General features: G+C 47.6%; 24 protein-coding genes. 14 read left to right on the plus strand and 10 right to left on the minus strand.

Annotation, left to right across the window (positions count from 1 at the left end):
• Nucleotides 1-3 precede the first annotated feature (3 nt).
• The 6 genes from MKX75_RS01875 (at nt 4) to MKX75_RS01900 (ending at nt 7,213) form a co-directional block, all read left to right on the plus strand.
• Complete coding sequence (locus MKX75_RS01875) at nt 4-678, plus strand: AzlC family ABC transporter permease (RefSeq protein ID WP_339170293.1); 675 nt, start codon at nt 4-6, stop codon at nt 676-678.
• Nucleotides 669-998: an AzlD domain-containing protein gene (locus tag MKX75_RS01880; protein ID WP_062837141.1), complete on the plus strand. Its 330-nt coding sequence runs from the start codon at nt 669-671 to the stop codon at nt 996-998. The genes MKX75_RS01875 and MKX75_RS01880 overlap by 10 nt, the downstream gene beginning before the upstream one ends.
• A gap of 196 nt (nt 999-1,194) precedes the next feature.
• A complete protein-coding gene (locus MKX75_RS01885) occupies nt 1,195-1,851 on the plus strand; it encodes an SGNH/GDSL hydrolase family protein (protein WP_339168167.1) in 657 nt (218 codons plus the stop codon).
• Nucleotides 1,852-2,030: 179 nt separating this feature from the next.
• Nucleotides 2,031-4,022, plus strand: coding sequence for a heparinase II/III family protein (locus tag MKX75_RS01890; RefSeq protein WP_339168168.1), 1,992 nt, complete (start codon nt 2,031-2,033; stop codon nt 4,020-4,022).
• A complete protein-coding gene (locus MKX75_RS01895) occupies nt 4,015-5,976 on the plus strand; it encodes a glycosyl hydrolase (protein WP_339168169.1) in 1,962 nt (653 codons plus the stop codon). Before MKX75_RS01890 ends, MKX75_RS01895 begins: the two co-directional genes overlap by 8 nt.
• 100 nt (nt 5,977-6,076) lie before the next feature.
• Nucleotides 6,077-7,213 carry a glycoside hydrolase family 88 protein gene (locus tag MKX75_RS01900; RefSeq protein WP_339168170.1) on the plus strand — a complete coding sequence of 379 codons (1,137 nt, stop codon included), beginning with the start codon at nt 6,077-6,079 and terminating at the stop codon, nt 7,211-7,213.
• 388 nt (nt 7,214-7,601) lie between these two features.
• On the opposite strand, the gene MKX75_RS01905 is transcribed toward MKX75_RS01900, so the two are convergent.
• The gene (locus MKX75_RS01905; protein WP_339168171.1) at nt 7,602-8,207 is read right to left on the minus strand and encodes a class I SAM-dependent methyltransferase; all 606 of its coding nucleotides are present in this window, start codon (nt 8,205-8,207) and stop codon (nt 7,602-7,604) included.
• 245 nt (nt 8,208-8,452) lie between these two features.
• Between MKX75_RS01905 and MKX75_RS01910 the strand changes: the two genes are divergently transcribed.
• From MKX75_RS01910 to MKX75_RS01925, 4 genes are all read left to right on the plus strand, one after another.
• Nucleotides 8,453-10,792 carry an Ig-like domain-containing protein gene (locus tag MKX75_RS01910; protein ID WP_339168172.1) on the plus strand — a complete coding sequence of 780 codons (2,340 nt, stop codon included), beginning with the start codon at nt 8,453-8,455 and terminating at the stop codon, nt 10,790-10,792.
• A gap of 257 nt (nt 10,793-11,049) precedes the next feature.
• Complete coding sequence (locus MKX75_RS01915) at nt 11,050-11,478, plus strand: hypothetical protein (RefSeq protein ID WP_339168173.1); 429 nt, start codon at nt 11,050-11,052, stop codon at nt 11,476-11,478.
• The gene (locus MKX75_RS01920; protein ID WP_339168174.1) at nt 11,444-11,983 is read left to right on the plus strand and encodes a hypothetical protein; all 540 of its coding nucleotides are present in this window, start codon (nt 11,444-11,446) and stop codon (nt 11,981-11,983) included. The genes MKX75_RS01915 and MKX75_RS01920 overlap by 35 nt, the downstream gene beginning before the upstream one ends.
• A gap of 62 nt (nt 11,984-12,045) precedes the next feature.
• Complete coding sequence (locus MKX75_RS01925) at nt 12,046-12,288, plus strand: hypothetical protein (protein ID WP_076332599.1); 243 nt, start codon at nt 12,046-12,048, stop codon at nt 12,286-12,288.
• A 79-nt stretch (nt 12,289-12,367) separates the two neighbouring features.
• Here MKX75_RS01925 and MKX75_RS01930 read toward each other — a convergent pair whose 3' ends face one another.
• The 6 genes from MKX75_RS01930 to MKX75_RS01955 all read right to left on the minus strand — a co-directional run bounded on the left by MKX75_RS01930 (nt 12,368) and on the right by MKX75_RS01955 (nt 16,581).
• Nucleotides 12,368-12,913 (minus strand): chromate transporter, encoded by a 546-nt coding sequence (locus MKX75_RS01930; RefSeq protein ID WP_017691072.1) that lies wholly within the window; start codon nt 12,911-12,913, stop codon nt 12,368-12,370.
• Nucleotides 12,914-12,915: 2 nt separating this feature from the next.
• A complete protein-coding gene (locus tag MKX75_RS01935) occupies nt 12,916-13,503 on the minus strand; it encodes a chromate transporter (RefSeq protein ID WP_062837150.1) in 588 nt (195 codons plus the stop codon).
• A gap of 12 nt (nt 13,504-13,515) precedes the next feature.
• Complete coding sequence (locus MKX75_RS01940) at nt 13,516-14,010, minus strand: Lrp/AsnC family transcriptional regulator (RefSeq protein WP_062837151.1); 495 nt, start codon at nt 14,008-14,010, stop codon at nt 13,516-13,518.
• Between the two features lie 271 nt (nt 14,011-14,281).
• Entirely contained in the window at nt 14,282-15,397 is a 1,116-nt protein-coding gene (locus tag MKX75_RS01945) for a PAS domain-containing protein (RefSeq protein WP_062837152.1), read from the minus strand.
• Complete coding sequence (locus tag MKX75_RS01950; protein WP_017691068.1) at nt 15,390-16,040, minus strand: response regulator transcription factor; 651 nt, start codon at nt 16,038-16,040, stop codon at nt 15,390-15,392. The genes MKX75_RS01945 and MKX75_RS01950 overlap by 8 nt, the downstream gene beginning before the upstream one ends.
• Before the next feature lie 109 nt (nt 16,041-16,149).
• Nucleotides 16,150-16,581: a GAF domain-containing protein gene (locus MKX75_RS01955; protein ID WP_076332600.1), complete on the minus strand. Its 432-nt coding sequence runs from the start codon at nt 16,579-16,581 to the stop codon at nt 16,150-16,152.
• Nucleotides 16,582-16,956: 375 nt separating this feature from the next.
• Here MKX75_RS01955 and MKX75_RS01960 point away from each other — a divergent pair, with 375 nt between their 5' ends.
• On the plus strand, nt 16,957-17,733 hold the full coding sequence (locus tag MKX75_RS01960; RefSeq protein WP_339168176.1) for a Crp/Fnr family transcriptional regulator: 777 nt from the start codon (nt 16,957-16,959) through the stop codon (nt 17,731-17,733).
• Nucleotides 17,734-17,860: 127 nt separating this feature from the next.
• Here MKX75_RS01960 and MKX75_RS01965 read toward each other — a convergent pair whose 3' ends face one another.
• The 3 genes from MKX75_RS01965 to MKX75_RS01975 all read right to left on the minus strand — a co-directional run bounded on the left by MKX75_RS01965 (nt 17,861) and on the right by MKX75_RS01975 (nt 19,144).
• A complete protein-coding gene (locus MKX75_RS01965; RefSeq protein WP_339168178.1) occupies nt 17,861-18,418 on the minus strand; it encodes a GNAT family protein in 558 nt (185 codons plus the stop codon).
• 123 nt (nt 18,419-18,541) lie between these two features.
• Entirely contained in the window at nt 18,542-18,697 is a 156-nt protein-coding gene (locus tag MKX75_RS01970) for a hypothetical protein (RefSeq protein WP_167350941.1), read from the minus strand.
• 153 nt (nt 18,698-18,850) lie between these two features.
• Complete coding sequence (locus tag MKX75_RS01975) at nt 18,851-19,144, minus strand: hypothetical protein (RefSeq protein ID WP_076332602.1); 294 nt, start codon at nt 19,142-19,144, stop codon at nt 18,851-18,853.
• A 227-nt stretch (nt 19,145-19,371) separates the two neighbouring features.
• Between MKX75_RS01975 and MKX75_RS01980 the strand changes: the two genes are divergently transcribed.
• From MKX75_RS01980 to MKX75_RS01990, 3 genes are all read left to right on the plus strand, one after another.
• The gene (locus MKX75_RS01980) at nt 19,372-20,886 is read left to right on the plus strand and encodes a DUF6359 domain-containing protein (RefSeq protein WP_339170295.1); all 1,515 of its coding nucleotides are present in this window, start codon (nt 19,372-19,374) and stop codon (nt 20,884-20,886) included.
• A gap of 219 nt (nt 20,887-21,105) precedes the next feature.
• Nucleotides 21,106-21,735: a sporulation-specific diadenylate cyclase CdaS gene (cdaS, locus tag MKX75_RS01985; RefSeq protein ID WP_339168179.1), complete on the plus strand. Its 630-nt coding sequence runs from the start codon at nt 21,106-21,108 to the stop codon at nt 21,733-21,735.
• A gap of 137 nt (nt 21,736-21,872) precedes the next feature.
• Nucleotides 21,873-22,979, plus strand: a complete 1,107-nt coding sequence (locus tag MKX75_RS01990) for a Glu/Leu/Phe/Val dehydrogenase (RefSeq protein ID WP_339168181.1) — start codon at nt 21,873-21,875, stop codon at nt 22,977-22,979.
• Nucleotides 22,980-23,231: the final 252 nt, after the last annotated feature.

Below are 23,231 nucleotides of genomic sequence, written 5' to 3' on the forward strand. Positions count from 1 at the left end.
TTCATGCAGGGGGTCAAAGATTGTATCCCAACGCTGCTTGGCTATTTGAGTATTGGCTTTGCTGCGGGTGTCATTGAAATGACAGCAGGTCTGAGTCTGGCGGAAACGGCCTTGCTCAGCCTGATTTTATATGCAGGATCGGCTCAGTTCATTGCAGCAGGCATGCTCGCATCGAATGGATCAGCAGTAGCCATCATGTTCACCATATTTTTCGTGAATCTACGTCATTTGCTGCTCAGTGCAGCTGTATCACCGTATTTTCGTCATCTGACCCCACTTAAAAATATGTGGATTGGTTCACTGCTTACGGATGAGTCTTTCGGTGTGGCGATGACTCGTGCTATTGGCAGGGAAAGGCTCACTGAACGCTGGATGCACGGTCTGAATATTACCGCATACCTAAACTGGTTCGTGGCTAATATGGCGGGAGCGTACTTTGGACGCTGGATCACTAACCCGGAAAGACTGGGTCTGGATTATGCCCTGCCAGCGATGTTTATTGGACTGGTCGTACTCCAGTTGGTGCATCGTAAAAACAAAAAAATACACATTAATGTGGCTATTATCGCCGTTGTCTGTGTAATCTTCGCCAGCATGGCTTCACTTGGCAGCATGAGTGTCATTGTGGCTGCGGTCATTGCGGCAACGATGGGAGTGTTCATGGAACGATGGAAGTAAGATGGGATGTATTTTGGATTATTATGGGTTCGGCACTGTTAACATTTATTCCGCGTGTACTGCCACTGATGCTGTTCAGCAAGATACAGATTCCAATGTGGTTGTTACGATGGCTGGAGTATGTACCTGTAGCGGTCATGGCAGCCCTGATTGGTCAGGAACTGTTTATGTCGGACAACCAGTTAGTGCCGATTACGCACAATGCAGCTCTGTGGGCATCCCTGCCTACGATTGCAGTCGCCATCTGGACACGCAGTCTGCTCGGAACCGTATTGGTCGGTATTGTGGCTATGATGATTTTGCGATATTGGATCGGATAGTTGAGCTAAAGAATATTTACACTAAACACTACGATGACAGAAGGTTGCTCTGTCATCGTAGTGTCAGTGTAAATATATGTAGTTCAACTTATATAGTGATGAAAACGCTATTTTCTATTGTGGCCGAAAGGGATAAAATGGAGACTGAGGTGTTCAGTGTTTCCATTTTGCACAAGAGGAAGGAACGATTTCAATCATGAGTACAAGTCCATCCGTTATATTGTTTCAAGGAGACTCGATTACAGATGGGGGAAGATCACGCAATGATGATCCGAATCATTTTCTCGGTCACGGCTATGCGTATCTGATCTCCAGCAAACTGGGTATGGAACTGGCGGGAAAGCAAAAGACGTTCTATAACAGAGGCATCAGCGGGGATCGGGCATCCGATCTGTATGCACGCTGGAATGAGGATACGATTAGTCTGAAACCAGATCTGATTAGCATTCTAATTGGGGTTAATGATGCCTGGCGCACGATGAATGGTGAACCTAGCGGGATTACGGATCGTTTTGGACGAGCGTATCGCCATTTGCTCGAAGAAACACGGGAAGTGATGCCCGATACGGGACTGGTTTTGCTGGAGCCATTTATTCTGAAAACCGGAGCGACTGTGGAGAAATGGGAAGCCTGGGAAGAGTATATCGGTCAATATCAGAAACTGGCCCAAGGTCTTGCTGAAGAATTCGGAGCGGTGTGGGTGCCATTGCAGCAAATGTTCAATGATGCTCTGAAGCAGGCGGATGCAGCCTACTGGTTGTGGGATGGCGTACATCCAACCGCAGCAGGTCATGAGCTGATTGCACGCCAATGGTTGTCTGTTGTGCAAAAATCTCCACTTGCGATTGTGTAACCAAAACGGAGGACCTGACGAAGGTTCTTCGTTTTTTTCATATAGGAAGGAGAAGGACTTCGGGTTGTGGAAAGGGTTCAATGGATAATTCTTCAAAAATGCTATCATATCCGGTAAAATGAAATCGATTACATTATTATGTTTGTATGACAATCCATTAACGAAGAGTGGTGAATCCAGTGGAAGATTCCATTCACGAAGTCGAAAATGAAAACATAAACAAGCGTGGAAACGAGAGCAAAGCAGTGAGTTCCCTAAGTGCCAACAGGCTTCGAGAGAAGTTATCCCGACCTGAATTGGCTACGCTATACACGGACTTGAAGTCATATGGTGAACGCGCTTTGATTGAACCCATGCCTTCCTTAACGTTCCGTCTATATCGCCAGTTCAGAGATACGGGTGAGCGGAAAGCCTATGAACAGGCTTATTTCGATCGGAGGGGCCGGTTGGCTGCTGTGGCGATGCTCGCATTGGACACGATTAGGCCGGATGCACTGCAAGCGCTGGAAGAAATGTTGTGGGACGTGTGTGATGAGTATACGTGGTGTTTGCCAGCGCATCTGGGTACAGGTGAGGTCAACCAGGTGGATGGAAACATCGATTTGTTCGCCGCAGAGACGGTACAGATGTTGGCCGAAGTTGTAATGATTCACGCCGAGCGGCTGGACCGCCTTGTCATAGAGCGGATCAGGTCTGAAGCAGATAGGCGTATCTTCACCCCGCTTTACCGGGATCAACGGAAGTTCCACTGGCAGACAGCGGATCACAACTGGTCTGCTGTCTGTGGTGGGTGCTGTGGCATGGCCGCATTGTTGCTGCTCAAGGATGAGTCCACGCTACAGGAATCGATCTCCCATACGATCAGCTGTATGAACGCATTCCTGAGCGGTTATGGCGAGGATGGCGGCTGTGCCGAAGGCATTGGATATTGGGTATATGGATTTGGTTATTTCACCTATTATGCCGAGATGCTCCGTGAATATAGTGAGGGCGAAATAAATCTGCTGACGGGTTCAAAAATAGCAGCCATCGCAGCCTTCCCGCTGCGAGTTCATCTGTCGGGCGGCACATATGTGAATTATTCGGACAGTGCTGAGCAGGAAGAGGTCCCTTCCGGATTGCTGTCCCTACTCGCATCCCGGGTTGGGTTGCAGGTGGATCTGCCGCTTCATATTCCACTGCTGACCAATGATCCCTGTCATCGCTGGGCACATCTGTTGCGCAACATAATGTGGAGCGATCCGGCAGTGTACGGTGATGGAGGTGGCTCTGCACCGGCTGAACGTGGATTTATTTTTCAAAACCTGGGCTGGATGATTGCAAAAGGGGCGCTCGATTCTTCGGATACAAAACGTACGAACGGCGAACCCCTTCATGTGGCTATTTCCGTTAAAGGCGGACATAACGATGAACCTCACAACCATAATGATCTGGGGCAGTTCATTATCCATTGCGGTGGTGAGAATATTCTGTGTGATCCAGGAGCAGGGTTGTATAGCCAAGCGTATTTTGCACCAGGCAGAGAGCAACTGTTCCACATCTCATCATCCGGGCATAGCGTTCCGCTCATAGAAGGCCAAGAGCAAAGCTCGGGTAGGCAAGCGCAAGCTCAAGTTTTAGAGGCAAAGTTGGTTGAGGGTGGCGGAGAACTGGATATTACATTGAATCTGACATCTGCATACTCTGGGGCTGCCTCACTGGCACGTTATACGCGCCAATTCAATTGGAAGATGGCTTCTGACTGTCCCAAAGATAGAGCAGAATTGTGTCTGATTGATCGTTTTCGATGGAAAAGCAGGATGGTGTCTTCGGCTGAACCCTTCTCGTCGGTGGACGATTCAGATACAGGATGTTCAAGCGTTGTAGAGCGATGGATGAGCAGAGTACAGCCTGAAGTGGTGAAGAGCGGTGACCTTCGCTGGCAAGGTACACATGGAACGGTCCATATGACGTATGATGCGAACCAGTGGCAAGTCCTTACGGAGGCAATAGACACAGTTGATCATGACAATGTTCCAATCATATTCTATCGGACGTCACTATCATGGACAGGTGTGAATAATGAGACGGATGTTCGGATAGAGAGTCCTAATTCGCTTGAAACGGTATGTGAGGTGCGCTTCATTATTGAACCGAATATGGTAGAAACCGAGGTGAGTATGCGTGAGTAAATATACATCCGCGTCCACGTATCCATGGAAAGATGAACTCGAACGTTACCGTACATTGGCAGAACAAGCGGGTCCCGCTCCGGCAGAAGGCTGGAAAAGGGATCGTAAGCTGGCACTTGTTGAGAGTATTGTTCGCGCTTACACACCTTATCAGGACAGCCAAGGCGCAATTATCGATCCATTCTCGGGTGTGGAGAGATATTATTCTACACCAGCCTATGCGATGGCTGCGGCGGTTCTGGTTGATGCGGGACGTACAGATCTTATTGATTCCGCAGCGGCAGCCCTGTCACAGAGCATTGATGCCGTGGTCAAAGGTAGCGCACCAGACAATCACCCCGACTTTTTTCCAGTGCTTATGTTGAGAGCTTATATGTTGTTGAAATCACATCTGCCTAAACAAGCGGAGATCTGGGCTGAAGCACTCAAGACCATCAGTCCTGAACAAGATTATGTATTTACGATGAGCAAGATGAACAATCCCAACCGCATGATCAACTGGAACGCCATTATGATCTCTGGTGAGTATCTGCGGTGGCGTGAACAGCTGGCAAGTGAGGATACCAGGTGGATGGATCGTTATCTGGAAGCCTATCATGTGCCCCGATTTACGGCGCTTGGGTTGTATCAGGATGGACCGCTGGACCGCCCAAATTGTCCGTTTTCCTATGATATTGCCACCCGGTATCACCTTGGGGTGATGCTTGAAGCTGGTTACGAGGGAGCTACTGCCGATACGTTACGTGAGCAGTTGCGACATGGTGCGTTCAGCTCGCTACTGACGCTCTCACCGCTAGGTGAGATTCCACCGCGTGGTCGCAGCTCCCAGCACCAGTGGAACGAAGCAGCCGCGGCTTATGTATGCTCCACACATGCAAAACTAGCTTTGCAGGCGGGAGATCAGGTGATGGCAGGTGCTTTTGCACGTGCGGCCAATCGGTGTTTTGCTGCTGTAGAGCGCTGGAAAATGGATGATGGGCGCCTGAAAATTGTACGCAATGAGTACGCGCCAGAAGATCGCCACGGGTACGAAATCTATACCAACCATACCTGTTACAACCTGTGGACGGCAGCAGCACTGGCTCATGCTTGTCTCAGTGATCCGGGAGACGATGTGAGCGAAGTATACCTTCCTTCCGAGGTGGGCAGCCGAGTTTTGCAGACGGATGGGTGGTTCGAAACCGTGATTGCTTCCATACCTGGTCAGCAGCTGGTATTACACACGGCGATGAATGATCCGTATACGATCCCTGGTTTGGTACGGATTCAGCAGATGGGGTTACCTGGTCTGATTGGTCCGTCCGCTGCCAGCCATGTGCAGGCTGGATTCACGGAATTTGCCGAAGGGGAGGTCCGTCCGCTCAGCTACTGTCCTGCCTGGAAGACACCAGATGGGGTATGGCACAGCCTCGCAGAGGGCATTCCATCCGGTGGGGCGTATGATCGTGATGTTGGATTAGACCCTGCTCAGGGAGGTGGTTCCATTATGTACGAGAAGGTGGAACTTGATACACGAAATCAATTGGAGCAGCATCTGGCGGAAAGAGCGGCAGAAGATGACGAAAACGCCTCGGAGAATTCATTTGCCGTGACATGGGTTGGTCCGTTACCCGGAATTGAAACATTGCGTACCCATTACGTGCAACAGGCGGATGTGCTGACCATAACGTATGAATTCGAAGGTGAGATCGCGGCGGCAGGGGCACTGATTCCATTGATGTTTCATGATGGTCGCGATCAGGCGGTGATTACTCAAACGGATCATAGCGTAAGAACGGAGTATCGGGGGGCCTATGTAGAATCTACAGCGCTGGATCAGGAAGCCATAATTCATCTGGAAGAGCAGGCTGTGGCTTCCCGTAATGGGTTGCTGAAGGAAGCGCGAATTGAAGTGAATGGAGCCCGTAGTCTGACATTTGCGATCCGATTGGGCGAGGTTAGTGATATTAACTGATAGATATTGCAGTTACGGCATACGACGCTATAGATAAGTTGAGGATGAGCTGGAGCATCAAGCATAGATGTCCGGTATTGAATCGAGGAGGGATATGTTCATGAACACATCAACGTCGGTAAAATGGCTGGAGGAAGCGTGGCAACAGGGAGCTGCCAAGACAATTCGGAATGCAAAGCGGATCAAGGATACTTTTCCGCACATTGCCCCGCAGGGGACGTATGACCGGAATGATCCGGAGTGGTGGACAGCAGGTTTCTGGCCTGGATTGTTATGGCTGGTCTATAGGGATGCGCCAGAAAGTGAAGCGGTCGCTCCACTATATCGTATTGCCGAAAGCTGTGAGCGGCAACTGGAAGGTTGCCTGCGTGATCCCGAATCGGCCGATCACGATCTGGGGTTCATCTGGCTGCTTAGTGGCGTAGCCAACTACCGACAGACGGGCAGCGCGGATGGACGGCGGCGTGGTATGCTTGCCGCCAACCTGCTCGCCGCCCGCTTCCACGTGCGCGGTGAGTTCATCCGCGCCTGGAACTTCAGCTCGTCAGCAATGGATACGCGCGGCGTAGCCATCATTGACAGCATGATGAACCTGCCGCTGCTCTACTGGGCATCCGAGCAGAGCGGCGACCCTCGCTTCCGCTGGCTGGCGGAAGCGCATGCGGACACCGTGGCGCGCGAATTCATCCGCGCTGACGGGTCCATCTGCCACGTGGTGGAGTTCGATCCACACACGGGGCAGAAGCTGCGAGAGCATGGCGGACAGGGCCATGCTCCAGGTTCCGCCTGGGCGCGGGGCACCGCCTGGGCGTTGCACGGGTTTGCGCTGTCTTTCCGGTATACGGGCGAAGCCCGATATCTGGAGACAGCGGAGCGCGCGGCCGATTTCTTCCTCGCCATGCTTGGCGAAGAGATCGTGCCGGTGTGGGATTTTCGCGCACCTGCGGAGCATCAGGTGGCGTGGGACTCGTCCGCTGCGGCGATTGCTGCGAGCGGGTTGCTTGAGCTGGCGAAGCTGTCGCCACGCGGGGAAACCTATGCCGCCGCGGGAGAGCGTATCGTCCGCGGCTTGCATGAGAACTATAGCTCCGGCGACTCAGCAGCGGAAGAAGGTCTGATCATGCAGGGAACGGTGCATTACCCGGAAGGGCGAGGGTTGAATGTGCCGATTATATACGGCGATTATTTCTATATGGAAGCGCTGGCGAAGCTGCGTGGACGTGAGGGGTTATTTTAGAAGAAGCATTGAGAATTACGTGCTGGAGGAACTGAAGATCAGAACTGATCTGTAGGTCGTATTCGTGTTATTAACCTGTGAGTTGTTGCCTTAGATTCAATCCATAAAATCAGTTATATGTTCAGTAGTCAGTAGTATCAGTAGCCAATCATCATCACCTGTCCGCGTGAGGCTGTCTCCAGTATTAGCGACGATATCCCTTCTATTGGAGGCGGAGTATACCTAAGGGTATTCCTGAAATAGACAGATCAAGATGAGCGGACAGGCGGATGATATACATACGCGAATGAAAGAAGAATGAAGAACCTAACATACGATGATCTCACTCATGCGGTTCCCGCTGGGGAACAGATGTGTAGTTGTTATACATTATTAGAACGAATTTATCTCACTTCGAAGGCGTACGTCTCAGGATAACAAAGTCGGCAGAAGACTGATCGGGATAGCGCTGCGGAATAATCTCATGAACTTTGAAATCAGGATAATCGAAGAGATAATCGAACAGATTACGGTCCTGGATCGTATCGATCCCCGGATTGCCGTTTTCTTTCAAACGCGTGTATAACACCACCCATGCTGTGGAAGAGTGCAGAACATCATAGAGGGTATTGCGAAAATCGGTTTCATCCGTAATGTGATATAACACATCCAAACAGACCGTCAGATCGGCTTGCAGGAAACCACGGTTAATCCACAGACCAGGTGTATATAGCATGAAGCTCTTGGACGAATCCTTGGCAAACTGGGAAGCACAGCGTTTTACCGAAGAGGCAGCCACATCAACACCGAGGTAATCCTCATAGTTCATATATTGCAACTGGTTGCCATCCCCACATCCAAACTCAATGACTCGATGAATGCCTTCACGCTGGATCAGTCCGTTCACAACCTCGGCTTTGAATTCGGCCAATACCCCGTATGATCCCCTTCCGGAAGTCTCACCCGAACGATACGTTTGCTCCCAATATCCTTTGTAATCAAAAGGTTGACGCATATGTTTCCCCCGATCCTGTGAAATGAAGTTCAAGACAATCACTATACATAGGTTATGCGCAATATTCGTAGGTATGAATTAGTTAGGAAATGAAGAAAGAATGAATTAATTTCCACAGAATTCCCTGAAAATTTCCTGAAAGTCTAAACATCTGGAAAGGACTTGCCGACATTAAACATAAGGAAAAAAATGATGATAATCGGGGGGAAATGATGTTAAAGCCAAGATTGACCAAGTACATGGTGATGATGCTGGTGTTGATACTGAGTATATCCAACGTAGGCTTGGCCGCTGCGGCAGACAAAGAACTGTCCAAAATTGTGGTTTCCAAGAATGAAATGTCGCTCGAAGTTGGTGATTCCAGTTCCGTTACGGTGACAGGGGTATATTCTGATAATACGTCAGCAAACGTAACGATCAGTTCATCCTGGAGTACCAGTGATACTTCGATAGCAACTGTATATAATGGTGCAATTACAGCCAAAAAGGAAGGTACAGCGACGATTACCGCAGCTTACCAGGGTCAAAGTCAAACCGTTCAAGTGAAAGTGACGAAAAAGGTCAAAGCTCTTTCGAAAAACGTGCAAAGTCTGGATTTGCGCACGGGAGATACGAAAGAAATTATTTTGACAGCAACGTATAGTGACAATGAAACAAATAATGCAGCAGCAAGTACCGCAGAATGGTCTACCAGTGATGAGAAAGTGGCTACCGTTGTGAATGGTAAAGTAACTGGACAAAGCGCAGGTACAGCGGTTATCACAGCCAAAGTTGGCAGCCAAAGTGTGACGGTGGATGTTAACGTTGAAGTGGTTAAACGTGTAGATGTAGACAAACAACAGGTTAATCTGTTGTTGAACAAAAGTGAAAGTGTAAAAGTAACGGCTACTTATCCAGATGGTACAACCAAAGATGTAACGGATCTGGCGGAGTGGACATCCAGCAATGAGAAAGTCGCAGATGTTCTTAAAGGCGAAATTACAGGATACTCGGCAGGTTCTGCCAAGATCACAGCGAAATACGGTACGAAATCCGTATCCGTTGACGTGGATGTGGATCTGACCAGCAAACTGAGTGTGGTGAAACAAAATATTTTCTTCCGTTTGAGTGATACAACCAAAACGGCTAATGTCGTTGTAACGGCTTCTTATCCAAACAGCAGCGATGTGAATGTAACAGATCAGGCAACATGGACATCGAGCAACGAGAAGGTTGCAACGGTATTCAAGGGACAGATCACAGCGATTAGTGCAGGTTCAACAACAATCAAAGCAACTTATAGTGGCAAAACCGTAGAAGTTGCTGTGGATGTAGATACGGCAAGATATTTGGATATCAAAGATGTGACTGACAAGCTCGCCATGAGTGTTACAGGTGAGAACAAGTCCAAAAAATTGGTAGCCAATGCAGAGTATATTGATGCAAGCACAGAAATTGTAACTTCCAAAGCAACATGGACTTCAAGCAATGCAGATGTTGTATATGTATCGAACGGCGATCTGATCGCGTACAAATCCGGTACGGCTACGATCACTGTAGCTTATGGCGGTAAAACGGTTAAATTTACAGTAAATGTAGACGTTCCGGACAAGTATGAAATGGATAAGAAAAAAGCATCAGTAGCTGTTGGTGGAACGACTTCTGCCAAAGTACTGGCGTTGTATGGTGAAACATCCAAAGATGTATCCGAAGATGCAACTTGGAGCAGCAGCAGCGACAAAATCGCTGAGGTAGATAGCAAAGGGGTTATCACAGGTGTTGCTACAGGTAAGGTAACCATCACAGCGAAGATTGAAGGTAAAACACTGACTCTGCCTGTCGAAGTAGGTATGGCTAGTGGACTGGAAGCAGATGTGAACTTCGTTGTTCTGTCCGCCAAAGAAACACAGACCATCCTTCTAACAGGTACGGATGAGGACGGCAATACGCTGGATGTTACATCCGAAGCAACTTGGAAATCCAGCAATGCACGTGTAGCTGACGTGAAAAAAGGCGTGATCACAGGTAACAGCAGTGGTAAAGCCAATATTACGGCAGAATACGGCTCCAAAAAAGTAACCATTCAGGTCGAAGTGGATGTCATCTCACGTATTGAAGCTTCCGAGCCGGCTCTGTCCCTGAAGTCAGGCGATACAGCTGATCTGACGGTAACTGCGATCTTGAGCGACGGTAGCGAGCGTGATGTTACGGACAAAGCTGAATGGAAAACGAACAGCTACAAAGTAGCTCAAGTGACCAAAGGTAAAGTCAAAGCTACAGGTTCTGGTAAAGCCAAAATTACTGCAAAATACGGTAGCAAGTCTGTCACGATCGCTGTAGATGTGGATACACTGAAATATTTGCAGACAGATAAAGTAACGTTGACCATGAAACCTGGTGAAAAGGTAACTGTAGCGGCTACTGCAACGTATGCCGATGGCAGTGAAGCCAATGTATCCAAACCGGCTCTCTGGAAATCTTCCCGTATTGCAACAGCATCGGTGAAAGATGGAATCATTCAGGCGAACGGCAAAGGTAAAGCAACGATTACAGTAACATTTGCAGGTGTGAAAACCAAAGTAACGGTAGTGGTTGAAGCGAAGTAAGTTGATTTTAGTATTCCTTGCGGAATTTAAAAAGCAGAGATGACAATATAGATACTGTCATCTCTGCTTTTTTTTTTGTTTCTCGTGGATTACATTTTTAATTATTAATAGTAATTTTTGAGATATTATTAAAATAAATCTGGATGTATGTTTAAGCATAGATACACTGAAAATTGATATTTACAACTAAAATATAATTTACATATATTGAAATATATTTAATAATAAATGTGTATTTCATCCAATAAAACAATTATATGGAAAGTAATGATTTTTTGAATATTAAACGTATGCTTATGGTTATGTGTTGTACATTCTTAGTTACTTCCCTAATTACCCCTGCTATTTCAGCAAGAGAAGAATTTGATATAGTTGAAGCAAAACAAGAATTAGTTAATAGAGCCTCATTGAAGTCAAAGAATTTAGTGGAAATCAATGTTGATATTGATTACACTTTGGCGAAATTAACAGCAGAGGCTAAAGATGAAGAAGAAATTACGGATGTGATGGAAAGTTTAGGTGTATATAAACTTGAGATTCCTAAGGAGTATAATGATGAGTTTTTAGGTGCATTAGCAATTGATAATAGTAATATTACCATGACTAAACCAAACATTTACTATGATAGTAACAGTAAGGAGTGGGTAGTCGTTGGCGGTGGTTGGCGGTGGTTATTGGAAAAATGATAATTGGATCGAACATAATCCATTGGTTTGGCCAGGGATAGGTAGGGTTGGAGAAACATATAATGTTGGTGGTGTGGAAGGCTTTGGAGTTGGTTACACTAGTATGGGCGGCACATACAAATCGAAAATTAATAGTGTATATGGGTATATCTCTGATGGTAATGGTAATGAAGTAACTACAAGCAATAGATCAGACGGAGACGGAAGTAAGGGATTCGGTTTCCAGATTCAAGATAAAATTAGAGTTAAGAAAACTTGGCTTGGCATAACTCCAACAACAGAATACTTTTCATATATTGGTAAACATTTTGCGGGATTAGCGAGATACTCATCGGATTTTTCAAGTTCAACTGGTGTAGCAACAACATACTATGTCCATACTTGGAATTCGACTTCCATTGACAGTGTTAAGTTTGGTGTATCTAGTAAAACTGCTGGGGTTGATGTATCTTATAAAAACGCTGGATCAAGTTTTCCTGCTTTTAGCAATGACGTTAGATTTTAAACGAATAAATGTTTATACTGTTATCTAGTCTATACTTATACAAACATTAGGAGAATGACGTGATGGCCCTACCATTGGCTCTTATAATAATAATATTTGTATCCGCTGTAATTGTTCTTTTATTAAACACTCTATTGAGGAAAAAAAGTACATTGCAAATCGGTTTATTGGGAATTGAAATGGGGATTTTAGGTCTTTTTTTAACAAGCCAATTTCAACTCAACAGTTGGTTAGGTATGGCAGGAATTATTTTATTAGTCGCGGGTTTTATTCTGGTGACTATTGCTATGGCAAGAAAAAGTTAAACAATGCAGGATTAGGTAGAATAGGCATACCGTGAACGGTATGCCTATTTTTTATGTCTAATAATTAGATTGATATAAACTACATCGTGTGAGACAGTACCAGCGCACCATAGGCAAATGCGATCACGATCAGAATGGCTGGGTGCAGCTTGGTCTTGGTCATGACCCAGAGCGAGATGCCTGCAATGATCAACGTCTGCCAGATGCCGATGGAATCGGTGGATAGCTGACCGAATTCCCATGTGAGCAGAATCATGAGCACAGCGATAACAGGCTGCACGAGTAGAGTCATACCTTTGACTTTCGGTGAAGTACGATGTTTGTTCAACAGACGAAGTAATATAATTAGTGCGGTTGCCGAAGGTACAATTGTGGCAAAACTTGCGATAAATGCCCCAAACCAGCCTGCCACGTGATACCCGACAAATGCAGCAATTTTGGTTGCAATCGGACCGGGAAGGGCGTTACCAATCGCCAGCACATCCCCGAATTGTTCTGTGGTCATCCATTGGTAATGGTTCACAATCTCTTCCTGCATTAGCGGAATGGACGCCGGGCCGCCCCCATATCCCAATATGTTTGCTACGAAAAATCCCCAAAATAATTCCCACCATGTCTGGAGCATCCTTAGGACACCCCCTTATCGGATTTGCCTTTGGATTTGAAGCGCTGGACCAGATCCAGATGGAAGACACCATATCCAAGGAAAACCGCGATCACAATCCCTGGATGGATATCCAGCAGCTGCAACAGTACAAAGGCAATTACGCCGAAGAGGGCGGCAAAAGCTTTGCCGAGTCCCTTCCAGGCTTTCATGGCGAATTCATAAGCCATCATGCCCAGCATGACAAAAATGACTGGCCGAACAGCGGCTACCATGCCTGCTACCACTTTCGACTCGCGCAGCGCGTACATGGAACCGAGCAGAGCAATGATGGCAATGCTTGTCGGCAAAATATGAGCGAGTACGGACACAATTGCGCCCAGTACACCTTTGGTTTTATAACCGAGATAGGCGGCCATCTTGGTCGCGATGGGACCCGGCAGGGCGTTGGCGATAGCCAAAATCTCGCCGAACTCCTCATCACTGACCCATTTGTAACGCGTAACGGCTTCGTAACGGATCAACGGGATCACCGAAGGGCCGCCGCCATATCCGAGAATTCCGGTTCGTACCATTCCGATCACGAGACCGTTGTAATCTTTCCAACCCATGCTGATTTCCTCCTAGAGTCTCATGCCCATCCGGCTTTTATATCGTTTTAATAACAGCTGTGATTCCACTTTGACGATGCCTGGCATCTTGTAGAGCTTCTCCAGCAAGAACTGCTCCATCTCTTCCATATCCGCAAAAATACCGTGCATGTGCAGGGTACTCGGGCCTGTCATATGATAGAGGCTGGTGACAGCTGGCTCTTCGTCTAGTTTCTCTGCCACTTCATCCAGGAAGGGTGGTTCGACATCCACATTAAAAAAGGCCGAGACCTGAAGTCCAACCTTGCCAGGGTTGATCACAACGGTGAAGCGTTCAATGATTCCTTTTTCGGATAACGCATTGATGCGTGCTTGGACTGCTACACGTGACAACCCGATTTGTGTTCCCAGATCCGTATAGGATATCCGGCTGTTCTTGTGAAGCGCAGCGATGATTTTGCGATCCATCTCGTCGAGATTGTACATTTGCGGAATTTCTCCTCCCTTGGAGGAGCGTTTCTCTGACATGTTGACCATCCTTTTCTCTCGCTATATAAAATGAACAATGAAATTTTACTGAACATACAATGTGTATGTGGCATTCATAGTTTAATGACGAATCGTAACTCAAGTCAATCTATTTATCATGATTATTGAATTTAACCGATTTTGATCTTTCATTTTGTTATTTTGACCAATTGAAAAAAATAAAAAGGCCACTCGCGCGTTCCAATAGCGAGCAGCCGTTAAATAATAGATAGATGGAGTGAAGCGCAAAGCACGATGCGAAGAAAGTCGGTTATGCTTGTGCTGTCTTGGGCAGTAAAAGGGTAACGGTGGTCCCTTCGCCAGGCTCGGAAGACACTCTTAACGTTCCTCCTGCACCACGGGCACGCTCTTCCATGCTGAACAATCCAACGCCATTGCCAGCGGTTGCTTCGCTGAATCCAGCCCCCTGGTCTTCAATAATAACCATCGTCATGTCCTCAGCATCTTCGACAGTAACACGTGCCTCGGAAACATCGGCATACTTTGCGACATTCGTTAAGGCTTCCTGAATAATCCGGTATATGGAAATCTCCCGATTCATCTCCAGTCGCTTGCGCAAATTACATTCCAGATCGACTTCGATTCCGTAGTGACGGGTGTAATTCTCAATATACGTCCGAATGGCCGGAACAACACCCAGATCATCCAGAACGGATGGTCTCAGCTCCCATGCCATACCGCGCACATCTTCCATGATGCCCGTGACCTGCTTCCGCAGTGCTTCAACACCCGGTTGAGGCTGGTCTGCCAGCAGTCGGTCCATCTGAATAACCAGAGAGAAGAGACTCTGCCCAATCCCGTCATGCAGTTCACGTGAGATCCGACGTCGTTCCTCTTCCTGAATGTTCATCACTTGGGACATCATCTTCTGTAATTCGGCTTCGACGGATTTCAGCTTGGTTACCTCACTACGTACAGCCAGGTATTGATAGGGTTCACCGTCATTATCGAGGAAAGGCACGATGGTGGTGTTAACCCAATAATAACTGCCATCCCTGGCACGATTGCGAATTTCCCCGTTCCAAACCTTACCTGAGGATATCGTGTCCCACAGGTTTTTCATAAAGGTCTTGCCATGGTATCCGGAATTAATGATTCGATGATCTTTACCGATCAGTTCCTCGCGCTCATACTGCGAGATTTCACAGAATTTATCATTCACATATTGGATTTTCCCTTTGCGGTCCGTGAGGGCAACGATAGAGGACTCATCCAGAGCAAATTTCAGATCACTTAGTTGATGAAGGGAACCTTTCAACCGGCTGCGAAATTCGTTATCCGTAATATGATTGTCGATTTCGTTCAGCAGGAGCCGTACGGGTTGGTCTGCGAGTCCACTTAGTCTGTTCTTGCGTGCACTACTCAAAGTTCAGCAACCCCTTTTTCATGGCGAACTTCACAAGTTCGGGTCTTGTACGCAGACCAAGTTTCTCCATCAGATTGCTTTTATGGGATTCGACCGTTTTGACACTGATGATCAGATGTTCGGCGATCTCCTTGTTGGCGTAGCCTTTGGCAATCCAGGACAAAATCTCTTTCTCCCGCTCGGATAACGTGTCATACGGTCCGGCGTTTTCCTGTTTGGCTTTGTCCAGGTATTCACTCATCAGCCGCTTGGTTGCACTGGGGTACAGATAGGCGCTACCCTCTGCTACGGAACGAATCGCGGCAAGCAATTCTTCATGCGGCGCACTTTTGAGTATATATCCGGATGCTCCCGCGTGGATGGCGCGGAACAGATATTCTTCATCGTCATGCATGGTTAGTATCAAAATGGAGACATCCGGCATCAATTTCTTCAATTCAGCCGTAGCCGTCAGACCGTCTTTGCCCGGTGGCATGCTGAAATCCATCAATACCACATCTGGCTTCAATTCTTGAGCCTTGGCAATGGCTTCATCGCCGTCAGCGGCATCTCCAACGATATGTATATCATTCTTTCCTTCGAGTAAGGCGATCAGCCCGGAACGCACGACGACATGGTCGTCTACAACTAATAGTTGAATCACATGATTTCCCCCTGTCCGCTTCCTCAGTTCTATCTATATCATAACAAAAAAAGAAGCGATTCAGAGCTTAAATCTCCGAATGGCTTCTCTCACTCTATAGTTCAAACTTTTATCCAAACACCTTCGGCTGAAGATGTAGAGCGACTTGCTCCGTCTGCCGGACCATGTCCGGTGAGAAGGTACAAGGCAGTCTGCTGCCAACGAGCAGCACGGCGCCAGGCACGCTTCCTTCCTGGAACACAGGTACCGCTATGGCACTTACCAGCCGCTCAGCAAGCATTAACGGGCAGCGACCGGGTGTATGCTCCCCGGTGGATTGTGCATCAGATCGGGCTGTGCGTCCAGTCCGAAGGGCTGTGCCTACCAGATCTTGTCCGGGACGCATTTCCATGCGTTTCACCCGTTCATTACTAGCCCCAGAGGTATACTTCCAGCGCAGCATCGTCCCGTTCAGACAGGCAAGTCCGCAGAAGTCGCTGGATGTGTTCAGGCGCAGGCCGTCGATCATCTCCTGAATGCCAGATGGCAGTTCATCATGCATGAGAGGACACTTCCTTTTTCGGAATTATAACGTACGTAAAGTAGAATCAATATCATTAACCTTTGCTAGGATCATCTTAAAGTAAGGGTATTACGATGTTAGTTCTATTGTAGTCCCTTTCTCGTACATTGTAATTCAGGGAAAACCCCTATTTCCGTTCTAGAATCTACTGAACCTGGGCCGTGGAGGGTTCCTGAATAAGGTGCACCAAGGGATTGAAGAAATGCGAAGGATGAGGCATATCGGTGAAATGTGACTTTTCTCACAGCAAATTCAGGGAGTTTCTCGCCAAGGATCAGGTAATCCCCCGATAACCCTGAAGCTACTTTCGCGATATGATAGATACATAAGGAATCACGGAGGGGGACGAAGGTTATGGGTACAGTATTTGTAGAAAGAACAACCCAAAGAACAGAGCAGAAACAAACGGAGGCGGGCAAAATGACACGAGAAACAGGCGGAATCCTTTCGTTCGTTACACCTGAGCAATGGGACCTGATTGAAGCGAAAATGCAGCCCAAACGGGTAAAGTCGGGGTATAGTCTCTTTCTCGAAGGCGATGAAGCCGGATATCTGTACTACATTCGTTCGGGACGAGTGAAAATGACCAAGTCGACGGAGGATGGCAAGGAAATTATTTTATCCATTCAGCAAAGCGGCGATCTCATCGGTGAATTCGGGGGCATCGGCGGATTGAATCATAGCTACAGTGCAGAGATGGCGGAAAAAGGGGAACTGGCCATTATCTCGCTTAGCGACCTGGAAAGTATACTCAGCAAACATGGCGACCTTGCTTTGAAATTCTTGCAATGGATGGCACTGTCGCAGCGAATCACTCAGTCGAGATTCCGTGATTTGCTGCTCTATGGCAAGGCGGGTGCACTCGCTTCGACTCTGATCCGTGCTAGCAACTCGTATGGCAAGACTACACCGGATGGCATCGTGCTAGACATGAAGCTGAACCATACCGAGCTTGCCGAGATGATCGGAGCGACCCGGGAGAGTGTAACGCGGATGCTGGGGGCATGGAAGGAACAAGGTACGCTAGATATGATGGACGGCAAACTGATGATTCGGGATCTGGAAGCCTTGCGCTGCATGTGCGGATGTCCGACATTCCCAAGCTGCCCGGCAGAGCTGTGCCGATTGTAAGTTAGCTTGTCCGGGTGTTCCGAGGCTTCACCTCCATTGGCGATTGGGGTCGTTACGGAGAGTAAGAAAAAGCTGGCATCCGTATCGGTGGTGTCAGCTTTTTGGTGTGCGCGGAGAATACGAAGAATTACATATGTAACGTTTGGTCTCCATTGGTTGCCCCATATTCACTGGCGAGAATCGAATAGAGCACCGAATCATGAAAGGAGCCTTTGTAGAACCAGTGCTCTCGCAGCAGACCTTCACGCTGCATACCAATCTTCTTCATAACGTTCTCCGAAGCCGTGTTGTGCGGACGACATTTAGCGTAAATGCGGTGAATGCCAAGTTCGTTGAAACCGAAACCCAGTAAAGCGCGAGCTGCTTCAGCGGCATAACCTTTCCCTTGGTAAGCAGGGTTGAGGACGTAACCGATCTCTGCATTGGTTTTCTCCATAACGTGAATGCCGACTCCCCCAAGGAGAGTCCCGTCACTTTTTAAACATATCGCAAGTTCAAAGCCCTCTCGTGGATGTGCCTGCTGCGTGTCCAATACAAACTGCACGTATGCCCGTGTATCCTCTTCCGTATTCGGTCCCCATGCTGTATGCTGTGTAACTTCCGTCATGGAGGTATAGGCATGAATTCTCTCCCAGTCGGTCTCCCGAATCTCCCGGATGATCAATCTGTCCGTCTCCAATTGCATCGTTGTTCACTCCTTTACGTTTGATAACTTTAATGTACATTGTACAACAAAAATAGCCCACAACAGATTCAACGAATGAATCGGTTATGAGCCATGATGTAGATCTATGATGTATGTGGAATGCTATTGTGGTTGTTTACATTGAACTGCGGGATACGTATACGCCAGCTTGCGGATAATTTCCTTTTGCCATTTCGTATCACCCAGATTGGTTGCCAGGTTCAGAAGATCCAAGTAATCGTCAAGCTGCAGGTCAGCCTTTTGCAGAGGTGTATTCATTCGATGTTCGTTCCCCTTTATCTATAAAATCGTAAAATCATATGCAGTAGACAGGTACATAGAGACAAGTTCAATAATGATAATCATTATCACAGTTATTTACTCATTATGCAATGAACGATGGCAAAATGCAATCCCAAGTCCGTAATGAATTCAACTTTTTTCTGAAAACAGGCTCATCCACAGCACATAGGGGATGTATACACCCAGATATGCAGCCGGATACAGGAACCAGCCATTCAGCAGGAAATGGTGAATCTCGGTGGTGAATGTGGTCATATGGGCATTGGTCGCATACACATCACCTGCGATGACCGTTGCCGCACTATAAAAGCAGAGCAGCGCAACAATATGGAACAGTCGGGTAACCATCCGAGAACGAAGTGCAACATAAGCCATAATTAGAGGAACAATCAACAAAGGTATTAAAAATATAAGCTTCGTCATAATCTATCATCTACTCCTTCGACTATGTAAGGTATGATCAACAGTATGGGCAAATAGACTCAACTTCTAAACTTTTTCATAAATTTTACAAAAATATAGAGGAATTCATCATATGAACAATTAAATTAAAGGAGGATAACCCATTATCAGGTAATTTGGAGGAGGAGAAAGGGAATATGAAGAAGGCGTTATGGCAGCACTGGATCGGGGCATTCCTGGTCTTTATCATGATGGCAACCGCATTGCTCGGGCCGGGTTCGCAAAGTCCGGTACAAGCTGCAGCACCACTTACTGTATCTCAGGCCATCGCTGCCCAGAGCGGTGGAGGAACGGCAACGGTTGAAGGGATCATTGTTGGACATGCTACCGGCTCGCTTACAGCCAAGTTTACATCTCCGTATGCCAATGATTTTAATGTTCTGATTGCAGATTCAGCGTCAGAGCGAACCAACGCCAGATTATTGGATGTACAAGTTCCCGCATCTTTCCGTTCGCAATATGGACTGGCTTCCAATCCGAGTCTTGTAGGTAAAAAGATCATCGTAACCGGAACCTTAGGTGCCTACAACAGCTATGCAGGAGTCAAAAACCCAACGTCCATCGCGCTTTCCTCCGGAACAACCAATCCTGATCCAGAACCGAACCCAGGTACAACATTACCGGATGGTACTGGCAAGAAAGTATTGTTCGATAATACCCATGCCCAGACAGCAGGTGCTGCCGACTGGATTATTGACGGGGCATTTTCGGATTTTGCCACTGGTCTGCGAAACGCAGGCTTTGCCGTGGATCAGCTGGAACGCAGTATCCCGTATACATTTGGTGAGCAAGCCATCACCTATAATAAATTGAAAGATTACCACGTCTTTGTCATCGGCGAAGCCAACGTGCCGTTCAAGGCGACTGAGCAGGCTGCGCTGGTGCAGTATGTACAGAACGGAGGAAGTATCTTCTTCATCTCCGATCACTATAATGCAGACCGCAACAAAAATCGCTGGGATTCTTCCGAAGTATTCAACGGTTATCGCCGTGGTGCCTTTCTGAATCCAGCCAAAGGCATGTCTTCGGCTGAAGCTGAATCACCTGCCATGCAGGGTGTGATTAGCTCCGATTGGCTGGCGACGAACTTTGGTGTTCGTTTCCGCTACAATGCTCTCGGCGATGTGAACGCATCGGATATCGTTGCACCTGCACAATCCTTCGGCATTACGGCTGGCGTTAATTCTGTAGCCATGCATGCCGGATCGACCATTGCAATTATGGACCCGAACAAGGCCAAAGGCTTGGTGTACGTACCAAGTGGTGTGTCCAAGTGGGGGAATGCCGTGGATCAGGGCGTATACAATGGTGGTGGACGAGCTGAAGGAGCCTATGCCGCCATCGCGAAGATTGGTGCGGGCAAAGCCGCATTTATCGGCGACTCTTCCCCTGTAGAAGACGCTACTCCGAAATATTTGCGAGAAGAGACTGGTGCTACCAAGAAGACTTATGATGGATTCAAAGAAGTGGATGATGCTACTTTCCTCGTGAATACCGTGAAATGGCTCGCAGTCAAAGAGAGCTATACCAGTCTGGCGCAAGTGCCAGGACTGACATTGGATACGGCAACAAGCCTGCTTCCGATGGAAGCTCCGGCTGCATCGACCGAGCCGCAACTTGAGCCGTGGGCTGCACCCGCAGCAGGGTACAAGTGGTATGACCCGACTACATTTAAGGCAGGTTCATACGGAAAAGCTCAATAAGTGAAATAGGCAAAGATCAAATTATTATGCGAATAGGGCCTGACCGTGAAGGTTTGCGGACAGGCTCTTTTTTTACTTGTTATACCCGTTGCAATAAGACCTTGATTAGCTCATACAGCCTTGCTGTCATTGCATAAATACCTGCTCCGAAGGGGAAGTTATGGGTACTAATGATGTGGTGCGAGGTACAACAGGTCCAACCCAAAAAGGAGGCGACGAATGATGAATCGGCAAGCAGACTGTGACAGTTCTTCGATGAGACAGAAGCTCAAGGCGGACCTCCATCGTGTGGCGGATCGAATGAATCTGACGTTATCCCGGTTTGACAATGACAGTGCCTGTCTGTTGGGACAATTTGCAGAGATTCGAGCGGAGATCAAGCAGATCGAGGTACTCGCCTCTTCGTTTTATCTGGATTGTTATCTGTCACCCTTTACCGAGAAGTTTGCCGAATTAACATCGAGCGTACAGCATCTATCTGACCGGAGATATGGTGCGCTGATTGTGATTGAACGCGAAGTTCCGTTGGAGTCGATCATCCATTCAGGGGTGGCGGTGGATGCGAGAGTGACGCATGCGTTGCTGGAATCGCTGTTCATTCCCGGTGCGCCTCTGCATGACGGGGCCGTACTAATTCGTGGCAATCAGATCGTATCCGCGGGAAATGTGTTGCCATTGTCGCAGGCAGAAGTGCATGAACGAAAGATCGGCACCCGTCATCGCGCTGCGTTGGGACTAAGCGAATTGACGGATGCGGTTGTGCTGGTCGTTTCTGAAGAGACGGGGCAGGCCTCATTCGCTGTAGATGGCGATTTGCATCCAATCAATGTGGTTGAGATCCTTTCTTAAAATGTGAACCGATGCTTCTCTGACATTGCGATGTGATTTTGCACAAACTGGGTATTCATGGGTACAATAGAGGATGGTAATTAAATAGAGAACACTGCGATAGGATCGCAAAAATGGTTGGAGGAGACGGTTAGCACATGAGTTGGTTTGAAGCAATGGAGCATCACGATTATGAGGAACTGGTTCTGTGCCAGGATCGAAATTCAGGGTTAAAAGCAATTATCGCCATACACGACACTACACTCGGCCCTGCGCTGGGAGGGACGCGGATGTGGACTTACGCTTCAGAAGAAGCAGCCATTGAAGATGCCCTGCGCCTTGCCCGTGGTATGACATATAAGAATGCGATATCAGGCCTCAATCTGGGCGGCGGCAAGACCGTTATCATCGGAGATCCGCGGCGTGACAAAAACGAAGCGATGTTTCGGGCGTTTGGACGATATATTCAAGGATTGAACGGACGTTATATCACGGCCGAGGATGTGGGAACGACGGAAGAAGACATGAACTTGATCTATCAGGAAACTGATTATGTAACAGGCATCTCGGCAAGTTATGGTTCATCCGGGAATCCATCGCCTGCAACGGCTTGGGGTGTATATCGCGGGATCAAGGCAGCAGCCAAAGAAGCATTTGGAACAAATATGCTGGAAGGCAAAACGATAGCGGTTCAAGGCGTGGGCAATGTCGCAATGCATCTATGCAAATATCTGTATGAGGAAGGTGCACGTCTGATCGTTACGGATATCCATAAGGACTCGGTCAAGCAGGCTGTGGATCGCTTCGGCGCGACCGCTGTGGATCCCGCAGACATCACGGGTGTGGATTGTGATATCTATGCACCATGTGCGCTGGGTGGCACGATTAATGACGACACACTCAAGACGCTCAAGGCGAAGGTGGTCGCGGGCTGTGCGAATAATCAGCTTCTAGAGACCCGTCATGGAGATCAACTATATGATATGGGCATCGTATACGCGCCTGACTACGTCATCAATGCTGGTGGTGTGATCAATATTGCAGATGAGCTGAATGGTTACAACGCGGATCGGGCGTGGAGCAAGATCGGAGAGATCTATACCAATTTGGAGAAAATATTCGAAAGCTCACGTACCGAAGGCATCGCAACTTATGTTGCCGCAGATCGTCTGGCTGAGCGACGGATCGAACAGATGAAGAATACGCGTAGCACATTCCTGCAGAATGGTCATCACGCTTTGAGTTCCCGGAGATTGCGTAAGTAAGCTTCATCCATTCATCGTATAATCTGAAAACTGTCTGTTAGATAACGGCAACATCCATTCCAGAGATGGATCATGTCGATCTGACAGGCAGTTTTTTTTATGCTTTCAGAATATAAAAACAAAAAACAGTGGCAATTTTTCTCTAATACATCAATTCTAATATTGTTTTTTCCGATAAAGTAAATACATCGATCAGATGGAGATGGTTCAGGGAAGTGGGGAGAAGTGGAAATGGGGAAAACGGGGGAAAAG

The organism is Paenibacillus sp. FSL R5-0341 (assembly GCF_037975235.1).
Classification (GTDB): Bacteria; Bacillota; Bacilli; order Paenibacillales; family Paenibacillaceae; genus Paenibacillus; species Paenibacillus amylolyticus_A.